Genomic DNA, 17,430 nt, shown 5'->3' with positions numbered 1-17,430 from the left:
TCAGCGGGGCCGCAGTTTACTGCCCCGGTGCGTGGCGCGCACCGGGGCGGCATGGATCAGAACCACATCCTGATGCCGGCAACCCAGCGTTTGTCACGCGCGTGGTCGCCCGTGGCATCGGCATGATCGGCACTGTCGCCGAATCGACGCTCATGGGTGATGCCGATGTAAGGGGCGAAGCGTCGGCTGAACTCGTAACGCAGGCGCAATCCTGCTTCCGCTTTGTTCACTCCTCGCCCGATGCCTCGCTCTGGCTCATCGCGCGCAGCCAGGGTGGCCTCCAGCATGGGCTGCAGGACGAGGCGGTTGGTCAGAAGCACTTCGTACTCCACTTCGGCCTTCGCCATCACCTGTCCACCCGATCCCAGATACAGCGTTGCCGCCGTTTCGAACTTGTACGGTGCCAGGCCCTGGATACCCAGCGCCGCCCAGCTGCGTGACGGTCCGGTACCGACGTCCTGCTTCATGCCGGCCACCACGTCCCACCACGGTGAAATGCTGCGGCCGTACAGCAGTTCTACATCCGCCGTGCCGGTCCGCCCGCCGTTGCGCTCGCCTTCGCTGCGAAGCCACAGGCGGTTGATGTCACCACCGATCCAGCCACTGGCCTCCCAGGCTTGGCTGCTGCCGTGGCGACCTTCCCCGTGCTCCAGGCGATCCACGCGCAGCAGGCTGTGGACGGAAGGCGCATGCTGCATGGCATCGTGGCGAATGGGCGGAAACGCGGCCACCCGATCCGCATCGGTCACGGCGGGGATGGGAACGCGCGGTAGCGCGGGCGTGGCCTGCCTGTGCGCGGCCCCTGTCGAGTCATCCCCCTGCTCATGCGCTGTGTCCGAATGGTCCATCGAGGAATGGTCCATCGAGGAATGGTCCATCGTGGAGTGGTCCATCGCAGCGGCGGGTGGCGCGGCAGGGTGGTCATGCGAGTGCGAGTGCGATTGCGCCATCGCGGCAAACGGGGCCAAGGCGATGAGCGTCAGTGCGCTGCGCTGGAGGGCCGTATGCAGGCTCATTCTTCGATCCTCACTTCGCGCATCATGCCGGCTTCCATGTGGTACAGCAGATGGCAATGGAAGGCCCAGCGGCCCAGTGCATCGGCCCGCACGCGGTAGCTGCGGCGGGTGCCCGGTGGCATGTCGACGGTGTGCTTGCGCAGGTGGAAGTTACCCTGCGCGTCCTCCACGTCACTCCACACGCCGTGCAGGTGGATGGGATGCTGCATCATGGTGTCGTTGACCAGCACGATGCGCATGCGCTCGCCATAGTTGAGCCGCAGGGGCTCGGCACCGGCGAAGGGGATGCCATCGAACGACCAGGCAAACTTCTCCATGTTGCCGGTGAGATGCAGCTCGACCTCGCGGCCCGGCTCGCGACCGTCGGGGTCATCGAACAGGCTGCGCATCGCGCCGTAGGTCAGTACCTCGCGGCCATTGTCGCGCAGTCCGATCCCCGGATCGTCGAGCTTCGGGTCGGTCGCACTGCTTTGCATGTCCACCAGTGGATTGCCGCGTTCGCTGGCCGGGTGTGTCACGGCGGCCGCCGTCGTGCCGTGCGACGCGTGCGCGCCGTGGTCCATGCCGGCCATGTCGTGGTCCATCCCGGCTGCCGCACCATGACCCATGCCGTGGCCCATGTCGGCCATGGTCAACAGCGGGCGCTGATCGCGTTCCGGCACCGGCGCCTGCAGGCCATGGCGCACGGCCAGCGTACCGGCGGCGAAGCCGGTGCGGCCCATGTCCTGGCAGAAGATCGTGTAGGCATCCTGGCCGCTGGGCTCTACCAGGACGTCGAACGTCTCTGCAGGCGCTATGCGGAATTCGTCGATGCTGACGGGATGGATGTACTGGCCGTCGGCTGCGACGACCGTCATTTTCAGACCGGGGATGCGCACGTCGAAGTACGTCATGGCTGCGCCGTTGATGAAGCGCAGCAGTACTTTCTCGCCACTGCGGAACAGCCCGGTCCAGTTGCCGGCCGGCGCTGTGCCATTCATCAGGTAGGTATACGTGTGCGCGTTGACATCGGAGATGTCGGTGGGCGTCATGCGCATGCGCCCCCACATGCCACGGTCGGACAACGCCGCGCTCCAGCCGTCGCGGCGGACATCGCGCACGAAGTCGGGCAGCGTCCGCTTGTAGTAGTTGTCATGCTCGGCCAGCTTTTTCATGCGCCGGAACAGTGCGCCGGGATCCAGGTCGGTCCAGTCGGAGAGCAGGACGACATGCTCGCGATCGAACGCGTAGGGCGGCGGCGCAGCGGGATCGATGATCAGCGCACCGTACAACCCGGCCTGCTCCTGGAACATCGAATGGCTGTGATACCAGTAGGTGCCCGACTGGTTCAGGGTGAAGCGGTAGTGGTAGGCCTCGCCGGGCGCGATGCCGTTGAAACTCAGGCCCGGCACGCCGTCCATGTTGGCGGGCAGCAGGATGCCGTGCCAGTGGATCGAGGTGGGATGGTGGGCCAGCGTGTTGCGCACGTGGATGTCGACGGTCTGGCCTTCGCGCCAACGAAGGACCGGGGCCGGCAGGCTGCCGTTGACCGTGATCGCCGGACGGGTCCGGCCCGTGAAGTTCGCGGCTGATTCGCCGATGGCCAAGTCGATGCGGGAGTCGCTGAGCACCCGTGGCGCACCCGCCAGACCCGGCCCCGCCGCCGCGAAGGCGCGCGGCGTGATACCCGCCGCGGCGATGCCGGCGACCACGCCACCGGCCGCCAGCCCTTGCACGAACAGGCGGCGCGACGGCATCGCGGGCAGGCGCCCGCTGTAAGAAGAAGAAACACTCATGTTGGAAACTCCAGACGCAGGAGGTCACCGGCCGTGCCGTAAGGGCAGCGGGCCAGCGTCGAATCACGCTCGGGGCGTGCGCGTTGGACTCAACCGATGGGAGGACGTTGGATGCGCTGCAGCGAGGGCGTTGGAAGATCCGTGGCGTGCTGCGGGAACGGGCCTGCATCGGCAGGCGCCACAGGCAACAGCAGCGCACCGGTAGCCGCCAGCGCAGGCTGCTGTGCGCATGCACGCAGGCAGTCCTTCAGCTTGCAGTGACTGTCGTCGATGGGCGCCTGCAACTGGCTGGCGTGCGGCTCTGCGGCCATGTCGGCGTGCGTGTGGCACGGCGGTGCCGTCTTGGCTGCGGTGTCAGCCGTCGCGGGCATGGCTTGGGCACTGGCCATGGCGACGTTCAGCCCGTTGAACAGCAGGCTGAGCATCAACACTACGCGCAGCAGGGTGGAGGCAACGGACATGGGCGTACTTTAGCGGGAACCGGCGGCGGCTGCAGCCGCGGTCTGAACGGTCGGTTCAACGCTGGACCCGCACCAGGGCGGTGATGCCCGCAGGTTGTCAGTGCTGCTGGGGCATCACCCTTCTTCGCGCACCACGTCGATCAGCTTGGGGCCATAGCGTGCGAGCTTGGTACCGCCGATGCCGCCCACGCGGGCCAGCGCGTCCAACGAAGTCGGCCGTTGTTCGGCGATGTTGCGCAGCGTGCTGTCATGGAAGATGACAAACGCTGGCACGTTCTGCTCGCGCGCCAGCTCGGCGCGCAGCGTGCGCAGTGCGTTGAACAGCATCAGGTCCTGCGGCAGCACCGACAGACCGCTGCCGCTGCGCGGGGTGCTGCGTTCGCGGCTGCTGCTGGGCGCGCTGTCACGCCGCATGCTGATCTGCCGCTGGCCTTTGAGTACGTCCCGGCTGGCATCGGTGAGGCGCAGGCCGCCGTGGCCGGCGGTATCCACCTCGAGCAGGCTGGTCGCCACCAACTGCCGGAACACGCTGCGCCAGGTGCGGCTGTCCAGGTCCTTGCCGATGCCGTAGGTACTCAGTTTTTCATGCCCGCTCTGGCGCACTTTCTCGTTCTCGCTGCCACGCAGGATGTCGATCAGATGGCCCACGCCGTAGCGTTGGCCGCTGCGATACACGCAGCTGAGCGCCTTCTGCGCGGGGACGGTGGCGTCCCAGGCGGCAGGCGGGGTCAGGCAGTTGTCACAGTTGCCGCAGGGTTGCGGATAGGTCTCGCCAAACCCGGCAAGCAGCACCTGGCGGCGGCATTGCATGGATTCGCAGTAGCCCAGCAGGTGGTCCAGCTTGGAACGTTCAAGCTGCTTGCGCTCCTCGCCTGCTTCGGACTGCTCGATCATCTGCTTCAGCAGCACCACGTCGCCCAGTCCGTAGCAGAGCCAGGCCTCCGCCGGCTCCCCGTCGCGGCCGGCGCGCCCGGTTTCCTGGTAATACCCTTCCATCGACTTGGGTAGGTCGGTGTGGGCGACGAAGCGCACGTCGGGTTTGTCGATCCCCATGCCGAAGGCGATGGTCGCGCACATCACGATGCCGTCTTCGCGCAGGAAGCGGCGCTGGTTGTTGGCGCGCACCTCTGCGGGCAGACCGGCGTGGTAGGGCAGCGAGGTGAAGCCTTGGCTGGACAGGAACTCGGCGGTTTCCTCGACCTTGCGCCGGGACATGCAGTAGACGATGCCGGCCTCGTTGCGGTGGCTGGCCAGGAAAGTGGTCAACTGCTGCCGCGCGTTGTCCTTCTGCACGACGGTGTAACGGATGTTCGGCCGGTCGAAGGAGCTGACGAAGTGGCGTGCCTGGGACAGGTCCAGGCGCTCGGCGATCTCGCGTTGGGTGGGCGGATCGGCGGTGGCGGTCAGGGCCAGCCGCGGAATTTCCGGCCAGCGTTCGTGCAGCACGGTGAGCTGGCGGTATTCGGGGCGGAAGTCGTGGCCCCACTGCGATACGCAGTGGGCTTCATCGATGGCGAACAAGGCGATGCGGCTGCGCGAGAGCAGGGACAGGAAGCGTCCGGTCAGCAGCCGTTCGGGGGCGACATAGAGCATGTCGAGGTCGCCGGCCAGCAGGTCGCGCTCCACGCGGGCGGCGGTTTCGCCATCCAGGGTGGAATTGAGGAATTCAGCGCGCACGCCAAGCTGGCGCAGGGCTTCGACCTGATCCTGCATCAAGGCGATAAGCGGCGAGATGATGATCCCGCAGCCGTCGCGCAGCAGCGCGGGCACCTGGTAGCAGAGTGACTTGCCACCGCCAGTGGGCATCAGGACAAGGGCGTCATGGCCGGCAGCGACGTGCTCGACGATGTCCCGTTGCGGGCCGCGGAAGTCGTCGTAACCAAAGACGCGGCGGAGCAGCTCGTGCGCGGGACTGGAAGGCATCCCGATAGTTTACCCCGTCGGGCGACTGCAGGTTTACCGGCAACGGCAAAGCAAAGGCAAAGGCAAAGGCAACGTCAACGGCAACGGCAACGGCAATGGCTGCAGGGCCGTGGGTTGGCGGGGCGGGGTGGGTTGGCGGGGGACGGCAGGAGCCGCATCCATGCGGGCCTCGTTTCGTGCCATCCATGGCACTCAACGCCCCCGCCAACCCACCCCGCCCCGCCTTCGACAGGTCCATGGCGGCCATTGAACCGTCGGCATGCGGTCATCGGTAGCGCCGACCCATGGTCGGCGAGCGCAGCGGGCCGTTGGCGGGCACATTCCGCCGAGCACGGCTCGGCGCTACCGCGGCAATCCTCGCCATCCAGCCGGGTGCAAGCCCCCTTTGTTAAGGGGGCGCGCCGAAGGCGGGGGGATAGGAGGAATGCGCGGGCAGTAAAACAAAGGGGCCTCGCCCCGTCGTTTTACTGCAGCAGCGAACGCAGCATCCAGGCGTACTTCTCGTGGGTCTGCAGGCGCTGGGTCATCAGGTCTTCGGTGGGGGCGTCGTCGGCGTCGTCCGCGACGTCCAGTACCTGGCGGGCGGTGCGGCAGACCGCCTCGTTGGCGACCACCAACTGGCGTACCATCTCACGCCAGTCGGCGCTGTTGGTCAGGCCCGCTTCTTCCGGGATCGAGGTCAGCGCGGCGAACTCGCGGTACGAACCGGGAGCATTGAAGCCCAGGGCGCGGATGCGCTCGGCGACTTCGTCCAGTGCGGCCCACTGTTCGGTGTACTGCGTTTCGAACATGGTGTGCAGCGAGTTGAACATCGACCCGGTCACGTTCCAATGGAAGTTGTGGGTCTTCAGGTACAAGGTGAACGCATCCGCCTGATAGCGCGAGAGGCCATCGGCGATCTTCTTGCGCTCGGCTTCCTTGATCCCGATATCAATGCCAGGTGCCGACGGGGCGGCATCGGCCAGCTTCTGCTTGCCGGTTTTTTCCTTGGCCGCCGGGGCCTTGGTGACACTCTTGGTCTTTGCCATGGGGACGTTTCTCCTTGTGGGTGAGATGATCTCTACGATAGACCAGAACTAATGACTGGTCGCTTTCAAAAAATCAAACGAATCGATTGATGAAGTCTATTGAAAAAAACCAGGCGTCCAGCCTGCGCGATCAGCGGGCCGCCCTCGACGGCGCCATGACCCGGGACCGCTCGCGATTGCTCGCGCTGTTGTCCCGGTGGCAGGCGAAGCCGGGCGACGCGGGCCTGAAGTCGGCCTTCGAACAGGCGCTGCAGGCCTCGTTGCAGCGCCGGCAGGCGCGTGCTCGGCAGAAACCGGCCATCACTCTGGACCCGCAACTGCCTATCGCGCGTGAAGCCGAGGCGATCACGGCGCTGATCCGCGACCACCAGGTTGTCGTGATCGCCGGTGAGACCGGTTCGGGCAAGACGACCCAGCTGCCCAAGCTGTGTCTGGCCGCGGGCCGCGGTGAGGCCGGCATGATCGGCTGCACCCAGCCGCGGCGGATCGCCGCACGGGCGGTGGCCACCCGCGTCGCCCAGGAGCTGAAGAGTGAGCTGGGCCAGCTGGTCGGCTATCAGGTGCGCTTCAATGACAAGGTCAGCGAAGAGAGCCGGATCAAGTTCATGACCGACGGCATCCTGCTGGCGGAAATCGCCAGTGACCGTTGGTTGTCGCGCTACGACACGATCATCGTGGATGAGGCGCACGAGCGCAGCCTCAACATCGATTTCCTGCTGGGCTATCTGAAGCAGCTGCTGAAGAAGCGTCCGGACCTCAAGCTGATCGTGACCTCGGCCACCATCGATACGGGTCGCTTCGCCGAGCACTTCGACAATGCGCCGGTGATCAGCGTCGAAGGCCGTACCTTCCCCGTGGACGTGCGTTACCGGCCGTTGGAAGGCGAGGGGGAAGCGCAGGGCGAGCGCACGGTCAACGATGCGATCGTCGGTGCCATCGACGAGATCACCCGTCTGGACGCGCGGGGCGATGTGCTGATCTTCCTGCCCGGCGAGCGCGAGATCCGCGATGCCCACCAGTCGCTGGAGCGTCGCAAGTACCGCCAGACCGAGGTGCTGCCGCTGTATGCGCGGCTGTCCAACCAGGACCAGGACCGGGTATTCAATCCGGGTCCGAACCGTCGCATCGTGCTGGCGACCAACGTGGCCGAAACCTCGTTGACCGTGCCACGTATCCGCTACGTCGTGGATCCGGGGTTCGCCCGGGTCAAGCGCTACAGCCCGCGGCAGAAACTTGATCGCCTGCACATCGAACCGATTTCGCAGGCCAGCGCCAACCAGCGTAAAGGGCGCTGCGGGCGCGTGTCCGAGGGCATCTGTTACCGCCTGTATGCCGAGCCTGATTTCCTGGCCCGGCCGGAGTTCACCGATCCGGAAATCCGCCGCTCCAGCCTGTCCGGGGTGATCCTGCGCATGCTGCAGCTGGGCTTGGGTCGCATCGAGGACTTCCCGTTCCTGGAGGCGCCGGACGAACGCGCCGTGGCCGATGGGTGGCAGCAGCTTGCCGAGCTCGGCGCGGTCGATACCGAGCGGCGACTGACGGCAGTGGGACGGCAGATGGCGCGGTTGCCGGTGGACGTGAAGCTGGCCCGCATGCTGGTCGCAGCGCAGGCGGCCGGTTGCCTGAAGCCGATGCTGGTGATCGCATCCTTCCTCGGGATCCAGGATCCGCGGGAGCGTCCGCCCGAGGCGCGCGGTGCGGCCGATACGGCGCATGCGCAGTTTGCCGATGGACGCTCTGAGTTCGTGGGTGTCCTGCGATTGTGGGATGCCTACCGGCAAGCCCACGAAGACATGACGCAGTCCAAGCTGCGCGACTGGTGTGGGCGCAACTTCCTCGGCTTCCTGCGCATGCGCGAGTGGCGGGAGCTGCATCGACAGCTGCGCCTGCTGTGCGAAGAGCTGGGGTGGGCGGAGGAAGGCAACGAGGCCTCGATGGCGCCGTTGCTGGCCGGCAGCAAGGCGCCCCCTGCGAGCACCGACGACGCCACGGCGATCAAGGCGACGCGCGGCCAGTTGCATCGCGCCGCGCGGCTGGCACGCGAGGGCAAGCCTGCCGAGCAGGCGCCTGCACCGGTGGCGGCAAGTGCCCGCAAAGACCAGGCGCCAGAGGGCGGCGGCTTCAGCGAGCGTGCACGTGCCGCTGCCTACCAGACCCTGCATCGCGCGCTGATCGCCGGCCTGCCGACGCAGATCGGCCACCGCACGGAGAAAGGCGACTTCCAGGCCCCACGACAGCGGCGCTTCCAGCCGTTCCCGGGGTCCACGCTGGCCAAGCGGCCGCCGCCGTGGCTGCTCGCCGCCACCTTGCTGGACACCCAGAAAATATGGGGCCTGACCAACGCGTCGATCGAGCCGGACTGGGTGATCGCCGAGCTGCCCCATCTTCTGCTGCGTCGACACTTCGATCCGCATTGGTCGCGCGCGCAGGGTCAGGTGCTGGCGTCGGAGCAGATCAGCCTGTTCGGGTTGGTGCTGGCCCCGAAGAAGCCGGTGCATTACGGGCGTATCGAGCCGTCCGAAGCGCACGACATCTTTGTCCGTCAGGCGTTGGTGACCGGCGAAATCAACACCCGCGCCAGCGTCATCGCCGACAACCAGAAAGTGCTGGAGCAGGCGCGCGAAGAGGAGGCCAAGCTGCGGCGTGCCGGGATCGTCGCCGACGAAGGCTGGCAGGCGCGCTGGTACCTGGATCGCATTCCGTCGGAAATACATTCCGCCGCGGGGCTGGATGCATGGTGGAAGAGTCTGTCGCCTGCGCAGCGCCATGGCGTGAGCTGGTCACTGATCGACCTGCTGCCGGGCGAGGGCAGCGAGGAGGACCGGTTCCCGAAGTACTTGTCGCTGGGCGATGCACGGCTGCCGCTGCATTACCGGTTCGAGCCGGGAGCGGACGACGATGGCGTGACGCTGGACGTACCGTTGCACCTGCTCAATGCGTTGGACCCGGTGCAACTGGGCTGGCTGGCCCCCGGTTTCGTGGCCGACAAGGCCACCGGGTTGATCCGCAGCCTGCCCAAGGCGATGCGGCGCAATTACGTGCCCGCACCTGATTTCGCACGTGCGTTCGCCGAAGCATTCCCGCAGCCCAGCGCCGATGACATCCGCGGTGAGCTGGCGCGCTTCCTGTCGCGTGCAACCGGTGCGTCCGTGGCGCTCGTCGATTTCGACCTCGACGCAGTGGACACGCACCTGCACATGAACCTGCGGCTGCGCGACGAGCAAGGCAAGGTGTTGGCCACCTCGCGCGATCTGGATGGTCTGCGCGCCCGCTTTGGGGACAAGGCCGGGCAGGCGTTCGCGGCGCGTGCCGGCCGTGACATGGCGGAGGAGGGGCTGCGCGAGTTCCCCGCCACGCCCATTCCCCTGCAGGTGCCCGGCGAGGCGGGCGTGCCGGCTTACCCTGCGCTGGTGGACGAAGGGGACAGCGCCGCGCTGCGCATCTTCGCCGACCGGCAGCAGGCGGCTGACGCGCATCCGAAGGGTGTGCGCCGCCTGCTGGAGATCGCTTTGGGCGAAAAAGCCAAGCAGGCCCGCAAGCAGCTTCCCGTCTCCCCCAAGACCGGCCTGCTGTATGCCGCCATCGAATCACAGGAACGGCTACGGGGTGACATTGTCGATGCAGCGATGAACGCGGTGCTGGCCGATGGCCTGGCCGACATCCGCGATCCCCAGGCGTTCGCGCAGCGACGGGACAGTGCCATCAAGACGCTGTTCGGCGAAGCGATGGAGCGCCTGAAGCTGGCGGAATCCATCCTTGGACTGGTGGCGGAACTGAAGCCGGCGCTGGAAGCACCGTTGATGGGGTGGGCGCGCGGCAACCTCGATGACATGGAGCGCCAGCTCGCAGGGCTGGTGCATGCCGGCTTCCTGCGTGAAACGCCGGCCGACGCGCTCGCGCAGTATCCGCGCTACCTGAAGGCGATGCTGCTGCGCACCGAGCGGGCCAAGCGTGATCCACCGCGCGACCAGGCCCGCATGCTGGAGCTGCATCCGTTCCTGGAGGCCCTGGAGCAGGGGCGCGGAAAGCGGCTGCAGGACCGCCCGCAGTGGCAGGCACTGCGTTGGGACATCGAAGAACTGCGCGTTTCCCTGTTCGCCCAGGAGCTGATCGGGCGCGGCGGTATTTCGGCGAAGAAGGTGGCGCAGCGGGCGGCCGAACTGCAGAAGCTGGGCTGAGACCCTTTGTGGCAGCGGGGGCGAGGGGGCGGCACGACATGACCGGTGGTCGGGCAGCCTCGGCGTTTACACCGCGCTGTCGCATCCGGAAATCTTTGAATTCGTCAGCCGCTTCATCGGAACTGCGCCAAGGCCGCGCGTCGAACCAGGGCGGGTCGGTGGACCCGCCCTCGGCGGTCGGGATCGCGTTCGGCGTGGTTGCGGTCGTGCGCAGGCAGACCGAAGCAGTGGTACACAGCGAAGAAGGCGGCACGGACGTCCCAGCGGTGAGCAGGCGGGAAGGCACAGCAGGTCACGCGTCCAAGCCTGTCATGACGGAGTGGGGACAGCTTTCTGGCGATAAGCGCACGCGAATGGCGCACCTCACTGATGCTCAGACCCTATCCTGATTCGCAGTTCGATTGGTTCTGCCTAGGGCGTCTACTGGTGCGTGTCTTACAGGCGAGTCAGAGAAAGATGCTTGCCAAGTCGGAGCTGTTCCGACGGACATCAAGGTCTCTAGATGATCAAGCAGAACCGTATCTTCATGGCGCCCAGTTCCAGGCAGGGCGTGGGTGGGAACCTGATCGCTTGTGCCGTTATCTTGGGTGTACTGGCGCTTGGCCCGCTACAGGCCTATGCCGCTGCTCCGGCCAGCAGCACGGCCTCGCCGCAGCAGCAACGGGTCAAGCCCCTCATCATCGGAGGGTCCGAGGTTCCGCAAGGCCGTTATCCCTATGTGGTCGAGCTGGCGTCACAGCTACGGGGCAGCCCTGCCGCACTGATCCACGACTGCGGTGCCAGCCTGATATCGCCGTCGGTGGTGCTCACTGCGGCGCACTGCGTGGAAGACATGGTGGGAAAGGAGGGTAAGGAGTCGGCTGACCCGCTGAGGCTGGTGTTCAACCGCGCCGACCAGCGACAACGGCAGCTGGGTGAGGAGCGGCGTCCCCGGTATGACTCCAGCAATGGCGAGTATCAGATCATTCTGCACCCGCGCTACCGCGAGGGTGGAACCTTGGCCTTCGATGTGGCGGTAATCCTGCTGGACAAGCCGGTGACCAGCGTGCAACCGCTGATGCTGCCGTCGCCCGGCTCGGATGTGCTTGAACGGCCGGGGAGCCTGCTGACGGTTGCGGGTTGGGGCAACACGTTCTCGGACGCTGGCGCCAGTGCTCCCTCGGTGTTGCAGTCGGTACGGGTGCCGGTTGCAGCGTCATGGGAATGCAGTTTCGCCTATCCGATGAGTAATCCCGATCCTGAGTTCCGCTTTCTGCCAGGCTCGATGATGTGTGCTGGCGTGCGTGGTCTCGATTCCTGCCAAGGCGACTCCGGCGGACCGTTGTTCACCGAGATCCCGGGAACCTCCATGGCCGTACAGGTGGGCGTGGTGAGCTGGGGCGAGGGCTGTGGAAAAGCCGGAAAGCCGGGTGTCTATGCGAAATTGTCGGCACCGGAGATCTACGAGTTCGTCTCGCAGTACAGCGGCCAGTAACACCGTGCGCAACAGGCTGCCGACCGTATCGGCAGCCTGGCCGCGGTTACTTGACCCGCTTCACCTTGGCGCGGGTGTTGACGCCCGGGATCTGCAGGAACCAAGCGCCGCTCACGGACGGGGCGATGGACACCTCAGCATCCTGGCGACGCACACCGGCCAGCGTGGCGCCGTCGGTCTGCTCCCAGCTCTGCCCGTTGGCGAGCACGTAGACGCGCCCTTGGGCGAATCCGCGGAACTCGCCCGGCAGCACGCTGACGATCGGCTCGCGGCTGCCAAAGTCGAAGAAGCCGCGGTTCTTCTCCACGACCTCCTTGCGGCCCTCTTCGCGCGCCACTTCCACCGCCGCTGCGGACGCGGCTTCGACCTTGCCCTGCAGCCAGCGGTTGAGCGCGCCCAGCTCATCGCGGCTCAATTTGTCCAGGCCGGCCGCCTTGAACTCGGTGGCGCTCATCTGGTTCTGCAGGTCGCCTTCAACCACGCGTTGCGCCAGCGCGGTGGACGATACGGCCAGCAGGGCGAGCGTGCAGACGAGCAGGCGGGGGGATGGCAAGGACATGCGGCTTCTCCGTTGGATGGCTGGATTGTAGGGCAGGCGGTCATCCAGATGCGGCATCAGCAGATGCGGCACCGTCACGTACGGGGTCATTGTCCCTGAACGGGTGCGGCGCTAGTGTAGGTCGTACTTGTCTCAATCGTGATCGTCATCGTAGTGAACCGTGCTTCCGTACCCGGGCTGGATGCCTTGTTGAACCGCCCTTCCGCCGCCGTGGTCCCCGCGCCCCTGCGCGAGGCCTTGTTGGCGCAATCGAGCACGACGGACGCACACAGTGAGGGCGCGGCCAGCTGGTCCTTGCTGGGCGACACCTTCGACGCGCTGGCCCTGCTTTCGGCAGATGAGAGCGCGCTGGTGGCTGCACTGCTGTTCGATCTGCCGGGCCTGCGGGCGGGCATCGCGGCGCTGCCTTTGGCCCACCCCGCGGCCGTGCACGGTCTGCTGGATGGCCTCGATGCGGCCGATCAGGTATGGGCGCTGCACGCAGGTCGCGAGGCCGGGCGCAACAGCGAGGGCCTGCGTCGCCTGCTGCTGGCGATCATCCAGGACCTGCGCGTGGTGCCGGTGCTGCTGGCCCGCCAGTTGGCGCGCATGCGCGCCGCCGACAAGCTGGATGAAGAACAGCGCCGCGCGCTGGCCCAGCTGACGCGGGACATCCATGCGCCGCTGGCCAACCGCCTGGGTATCTGGCAGTTGAAGTGGGAGCTCGAGGATCTGGCGTTCCGCTACCTGGAGCCGGACACCTATCGCCGTATCGCGCGCGAAGTCGATGAAACACGCATCGCACGCGAGCGCTACGTCGAGAACGTCAAGAAGTTGCTGCAGCGCGATCTTGCGGCCAATGGCATCAAGGCCGAGGTCAGCGGCCGGCCCAAGCACATCTACAGCATCTGGCGGAAAATGCAGAAGAAGCGGCTTTCCTTCGATCAGCTGTATGACATCCGCGCAGTGCGGGTGATGGTCGAGGACGTGGGCGCCTGCTACGCCGCATTGGGCGTGGTGCACGCGCTGTGGGCGCCGGTGCCGAGCGAGTTCGACGACTACATCGCGCGGCCCAAGGCCAACGATTACCGGTCGTTGCATACGGCCGTGGTCGGACCGGAAGGACGCACCATCGAGGTACAGATCCGTACCCACGACATGCATGCGCAGGCCGAGCTGGGCGTCGCCGCGCACTGGAAATACAAGGAAGGCGGCAAGGGCGCGGAGAAAGCATTCGACCGCAAGATCACCTGGATGCGGCAGTTGCTCGAGCAGGCCCAGGACGCACCGGGCGGCGAGCTGGCGGGCGCGTTGGACGCCGAACTCACCGAGGACCGGGTGTATGCGCTGAGCCCCAAGGGTGAAGTCATGGACCTGCCGCAGGGCGCCACACCACTGGACTTCGCCTACCACGTGCACACGATGGTCGGGCACCGCTGCCGCGGCGCCAAGGTCAACGGGCGCATCGTGCCGTTGACCTACCGCCTGCGCAGCGGCGACCGGGTCGAGATCCTGACGGCGAAAGAGGCCGATCCGCGCCGTGACTGGCTGTTGCCGGCCAATGGCTACCTGGCCAGCAACCGCTCGCGCGAGAAGGTGCGCAACTGGTTCCACAAGCTCGATCGCGCGCGCAACGTGCAGGCGGGGCGCGACTTGCTCGAGCGCGAGCTGAAGCGGTTGGGCCTGGGTCAGGCCGATCTGTCCAGCGTGCTGAAAAAATTCCATGCCGACAGCAATGATGACCTGTACATCCAGGTGGCATTGGGCGACACCGGTCCCAACCAGGTCAGCCGCGCCCTGCTGGAAGCCGAGCGGGCCGCCAACCAACCGCCTGCCCCGCCGGCGCTGCCCCGCCCGACGGCGCGACGCGAAGGCCTGGGAAAGAGCAACTTCACCGTGCAAGGGGTCGGCAACCTGCTGGTGCAGTTGGCCCGCTGCTGCCAGCCGGTGGCAGGCGAGCCGATCGTCGGTTACCTGACCCGCAGCCGCGGTGTCACCGTGCACCGTGCCGACTGCGCTGCCTTGGCACGTCTGTCGGCTGCCAGCCCGCAACGCATCCTGCCGGTGGAGTGGGGGCGTGCAGGCAGCGGTTATGAGGTCGACGTGGTGGTCGATGCGGTGGACCGGCGTTGGCTGTTGAAGGACATCACCAACCTGATCGCGCAGGAAGAGGCCTATGTGCTGGATATCCACAGTGACAACGTCCGCGACAGTGGACGTGCGCACCTGCGGCTACGCCTGAAGGTCACTGACTTCGACCAGCTGTCGGCGCTGCTCGGCAAGATGGATGCCTTGCCGGGTGTCATGCATGCGCGGCGACTGGGATGAGTTTCACGCTGCACCGGCTACGCTTGGCGCATGCACCGACCTCGTCGCTCCGACAATCCGCATGCCCATGAGGCACTGGCGCGCGTGCGCCGTGAGGGGCGGTGGTGGTGGTTGCAGGCACGCCACACGCGTCGCATCTGGCGCTGGGCGGTGCTGGGAGCCGTGGTGCTGTTCGTGCTGCTGGCGGTGTTCCGCCGCCCGCTGGCGGACTGGTTCTGGGCCGAGCCACGCATCGAACAACTGATAGAACAGGGCGACCACGCCCTCGCGGCCGGCCATCTGAGCGCGCCGGACGGGAGTGGCGCGCGTGAGTACTACCAAGCGGCGCTGGCGCTGGACAGCGATCGCGGTGCCGCCCGCGCCGGGCTGGCGCGTACCGGTGATGCAGCCTTGCAGGCCGCACGCAGCGCACTGCAGCGCAATGCGCTGGACACGGCGGCGGAGGCGCTGCAGTTGGCACGCCAGCTGCAGGTGCCGCAGGCACGCAGCGATGCCATCGCCTTGCAGCTGCGTGAGCGGCGGGCGGCAGGGGCCGGGCTGGACGCACTGCTGCAGCAGGCGCGCACTGCGTTGGCGGCACACCGACTCGATGGGGATGCCGATAGTGCGTTGCCGATCGTCCAGCAGGTGCTTGAGCTGCGCCCTCAGGAACTGGCGGCGCTGGAACTGCGCGAGGATGCACTGAGCGACCTGCTGCTGCAGGCCAGGCAGGCAAGTGGGGAGGGCGAGGTGGTGCAGGCCGCCGATCTGGTGCGGCGTGCCCGCGGGTATGACCCTGGGCATGCTGATCTGCCTGCCAGCCAGGAGGCGCTGTCCCGCGCGCTGGAAACGCGCGTGCGGGCGACCGCCACGGCGCTGCGCCGGGGCCGCCTGGATGCGGCGGTAACGCAATTCGCGCCGGCACTGCAGGCAGCGGCAGACGACGCGCTGGTCGCCGCGATGCGGGAGCGGCTGGTTGCCGAGCTGTTGCAGGACAGCCGCGCGCGCGCTGCAGATTATGACTTCACCACCGCCCTGCAGCGGATCGACCAGGCAGCCGTGCTCCAGGGCTCTCCCCGCGAGCTGGCATCCGTCCGGCAGGACCTCGAACGCGCCCGCGCGGCTCGCCATGCCATGCCGCAGGCAAGCGGGGCCGGTACCGTGGCAGGAGAACGCAGATTGGACCGCCTGCTGTCCCAGGTGGCCGAGGCAGAATCCGAGGGACGTCTGATCTCTCCGCCGGGCGCCAGTGCCTACGACGCACTGCGTGAGGCGCAGGCCCTCGCACCGGGTGATCGCCGGGTGGCGGCGGCCGCCGCACGCCTGCTGCCTGCCGGGCGTCAGTGCTTCGAGCAGGCGCTGATGCAGAACCGGGTGGAGGCCGCAGGGGCGTGCCTGCAGGCATGGCAGGCGTTGGCCCCCGGGGGTGCCGGCATTGCCACGGCCAGGAACCGACTCGCCCAGCGCTGGCTCGCGGTTGGCAGCGAGCGCTTGGGGCGGGGCGACCTTGCCTTCGCCGAACATGCCGCCGTACAGGCACGGCAGCTGCAGCCCTCACTGTCGGAGCTGACGGCCTTCGAGGCACGGGTGCAGCAGGCCGGCGGCCTGCAACCGTGAACCCGCGTGCTGTCGATGCACGGCCGGGTCGGCTATAGTCCTGCCGCTGCATACCCCGGCCACGGCTTCTCATGTCTACTGCGGTTTCCCCTGCCTGCGTTGCGCGCTCCGTTCCATCGGATACCGGCGCGTCGTTCGATGCCCGGAGCGTGTGCGCAGCCATCGTCACCTACGGCCCGGACCCCGCGTTGCTGCATCGCGTCGTGGACAGCGTGCAGACGCAGGTCGGCCACGTGGTGGTGTTCGACAACGGCAGCCGCAGTGTCGATGTGGCGCAGCTGCTGGACGGACGCGCGGACGTCAGCGTGGTCGCTTCGCCGGTGAACGTCGGCCTTGGCGCGGCACTTAATCGCGCCTGCGAAAAAGCCGCGGCGTTGGGATTCGCGCATGTGCTGCTGATGGACCAGGACAGTGTGCTGGCCGAAGGCATGGTGCAGACGCTGGGCACGGCGCTGCTGGCGCTGCAGCAGACCGAAGCCGTGGCGGCGGTGGGCCCGCAGTTCCGTGATTCCCGCAGCGGGACCCTGGCCCCCTTCGTGCGCTTCGGATTCCCGCTGAACACCAAGCTGCGTGGTGCGCCCGGCGAGCGGGTGTCGTGCGATTTCCTGATCACCTCGGGCTCGCTGGTGCCGGTCGCGGCGCTGCAGCAGATCGGGGCGATGGACGAAGGCCTGTTCATCGACAACATCGACATGGACTGGTGCTTCCGCGCGAAGCGTTCCGGCTACGCGCTCTACGGTATCTGCGACGCCCAGATGGTGCACAGCATCGGCGAAGAGCTGCGCCCATCGCGGGTGAAGCAGGACGGCGTCATCGTGCACAAGCCGTTCCGGCTGTACTTCATCAACCGCAACCGCGTGCTGCTGTACCGCAGGGCGTACACACCGGGGGTGTGGATCGCACAGGACCTGCCGCGGTTGCTGCTGAAGCTGGTCGGCAATGCGCTGTTCCTGCCGCAACGGTGGCAGCGCTGCAGGTTCATGTACAAGGGCCTGCGAGACGGCCTGTTCGGGCGCACGGGTGGGCTTCCTCCCTGAGCCGGGCGGCGACGCTGTCAGCTTGAACTGAAGCCAACGGGGTAAAGCGGGACAAGCGGCGTTCGCGGGGGCTGGG

At 67.0% G+C, this 17,430-nt stretch carries 11 protein-coding genes; 5 read left to right on the top strand and 6 right to left on the bottom strand.

The window, feature by feature from the left end; genetic code table 11:
- Positions 1-56 precede the first annotated feature (56 nt).
- The 5 genes from ICJ04_RS13415 to ICJ04_RS13395 form a co-directional block, all read right to left on the bottom strand.
- The gene (locus tag ICJ04_RS13415) at positions 57-1,016 is read right to left on the bottom strand and encodes a copper resistance protein B (RefSeq protein ID WP_188324719.1); all 960 of its coding nucleotides are present in this window, start codon (positions 1,014-1,016) and stop codon (positions 57-59) included.
- Complete coding sequence (locus ICJ04_RS13410; protein WP_223202891.1) at positions 1,013-2,791, bottom strand: copper resistance system multicopper oxidase; 1,779 nt, start codon at positions 2,789-2,791, stop codon at positions 1,013-1,015. The genes ICJ04_RS13415 and ICJ04_RS13410 overlap by 4 nt, the downstream gene beginning before the upstream one ends.
- 89 nt (positions 2,792-2,880) lie before the next feature.
- Entirely contained in the window at positions 2,881-3,252 is a 372-nt protein-coding gene (locus tag ICJ04_RS13405) for a CopL family metal-binding regulatory protein (RefSeq protein ID WP_188324718.1), read from the bottom strand.
- A 114-nt stretch (positions 3,253-3,366) separates the two neighbouring features.
- The gene (recQ, locus tag ICJ04_RS13400; RefSeq protein ID WP_188324717.1) at positions 3,367-5,175 is read right to left on the bottom strand and encodes a DNA helicase RecQ; all 1,809 of its coding nucleotides are present in this window, start codon (positions 5,173-5,175) and stop codon (positions 3,367-3,369) included.
- Positions 5,176-5,639: 464 nt separating this feature from the next.
- On the bottom strand, positions 5,640-6,203 hold the full coding sequence (locus ICJ04_RS13395; protein WP_223202890.1) for a Dps family protein: 564 nt from the start codon (positions 6,201-6,203) through the stop codon (positions 5,640-5,642).
- 89 nt (positions 6,204-6,292) lie between these two features.
- Here ICJ04_RS13395 and hrpA point away from each other — a divergent pair, with 89 nt between their 5' ends.
- Positions 6,293-10,381 (top strand): ATP-dependent RNA helicase HrpA, encoded by a 4,089-nt coding sequence (gene hrpA / locus ICJ04_RS13390; RefSeq protein ID WP_188324716.1) that lies wholly within the window; start codon positions 6,293-6,295, stop codon positions 10,379-10,381.
- Positions 10,382-10,883: 502 nt separating this feature from the next.
- A complete protein-coding gene (locus ICJ04_RS13385) occupies positions 10,884-11,855 on the top strand; it encodes a serine protease (RefSeq protein ID WP_188324715.1) in 972 nt (323 codons plus the stop codon).
- A gap of 46 nt (positions 11,856-11,901) precedes the next feature.
- Here ICJ04_RS13385 and ICJ04_RS13380 read toward each other — a convergent pair whose 3' ends face one another.
- Positions 11,902-12,414: a hypothetical protein gene (locus ICJ04_RS13380; protein ID WP_188324714.1), complete on the bottom strand. Its 513-nt coding sequence runs from the start codon at positions 12,412-12,414 to the stop codon at positions 11,902-11,904.
- Positions 12,415-12,567: 153 nt separating this feature from the next.
- Here ICJ04_RS13380 and ICJ04_RS13375 point away from each other — a divergent pair, with 153 nt between their 5' ends.
- From ICJ04_RS13375 to ICJ04_RS13365, 3 genes are all read left to right on the top strand, one after another.
- Positions 12,568-14,721 carry a bifunctional (p)ppGpp synthetase/guanosine-3',5'-bis(diphosphate) 3'-pyrophosphohydrolase gene (locus ICJ04_RS13375; protein ID WP_188324713.1) on the top strand — a complete coding sequence of 718 codons (2,154 nt, stop codon included), beginning with the start codon at positions 12,568-12,570 and terminating at the stop codon, positions 14,719-14,721.
- A 30-nt stretch (positions 14,722-14,751) separates the two neighbouring features.
- Positions 14,752-16,317 (top strand): hypothetical protein, encoded by a 1,566-nt coding sequence (locus ICJ04_RS13370; protein ID WP_188324712.1) that lies wholly within the window; start codon positions 14,752-14,754, stop codon positions 16,315-16,317.
- Between the two features lie 71 nt (positions 16,318-16,388).
- Positions 16,389-17,354 (top strand): glycosyltransferase family 2 protein, encoded by a 966-nt coding sequence (locus ICJ04_RS13365; RefSeq protein ID WP_188324711.1) that lies wholly within the window; start codon positions 16,389-16,391, stop codon positions 17,352-17,354.
- Positions 17,355-17,430 lie beyond the last annotated feature (76 nt).

Source organism: Stenotrophomonas sp. 169, from assembly GCF_014621775.1.
Classification (GTDB): domain Bacteria; phylum Pseudomonadota; class Gammaproteobacteria; order Xanthomonadales; family Xanthomonadaceae; genus Stenotrophomonas.
The sequence above is the reverse complement of the archived record's forward strand: the minus strand, read 5'-3'. Positions and strand labels throughout refer to the sequence as shown.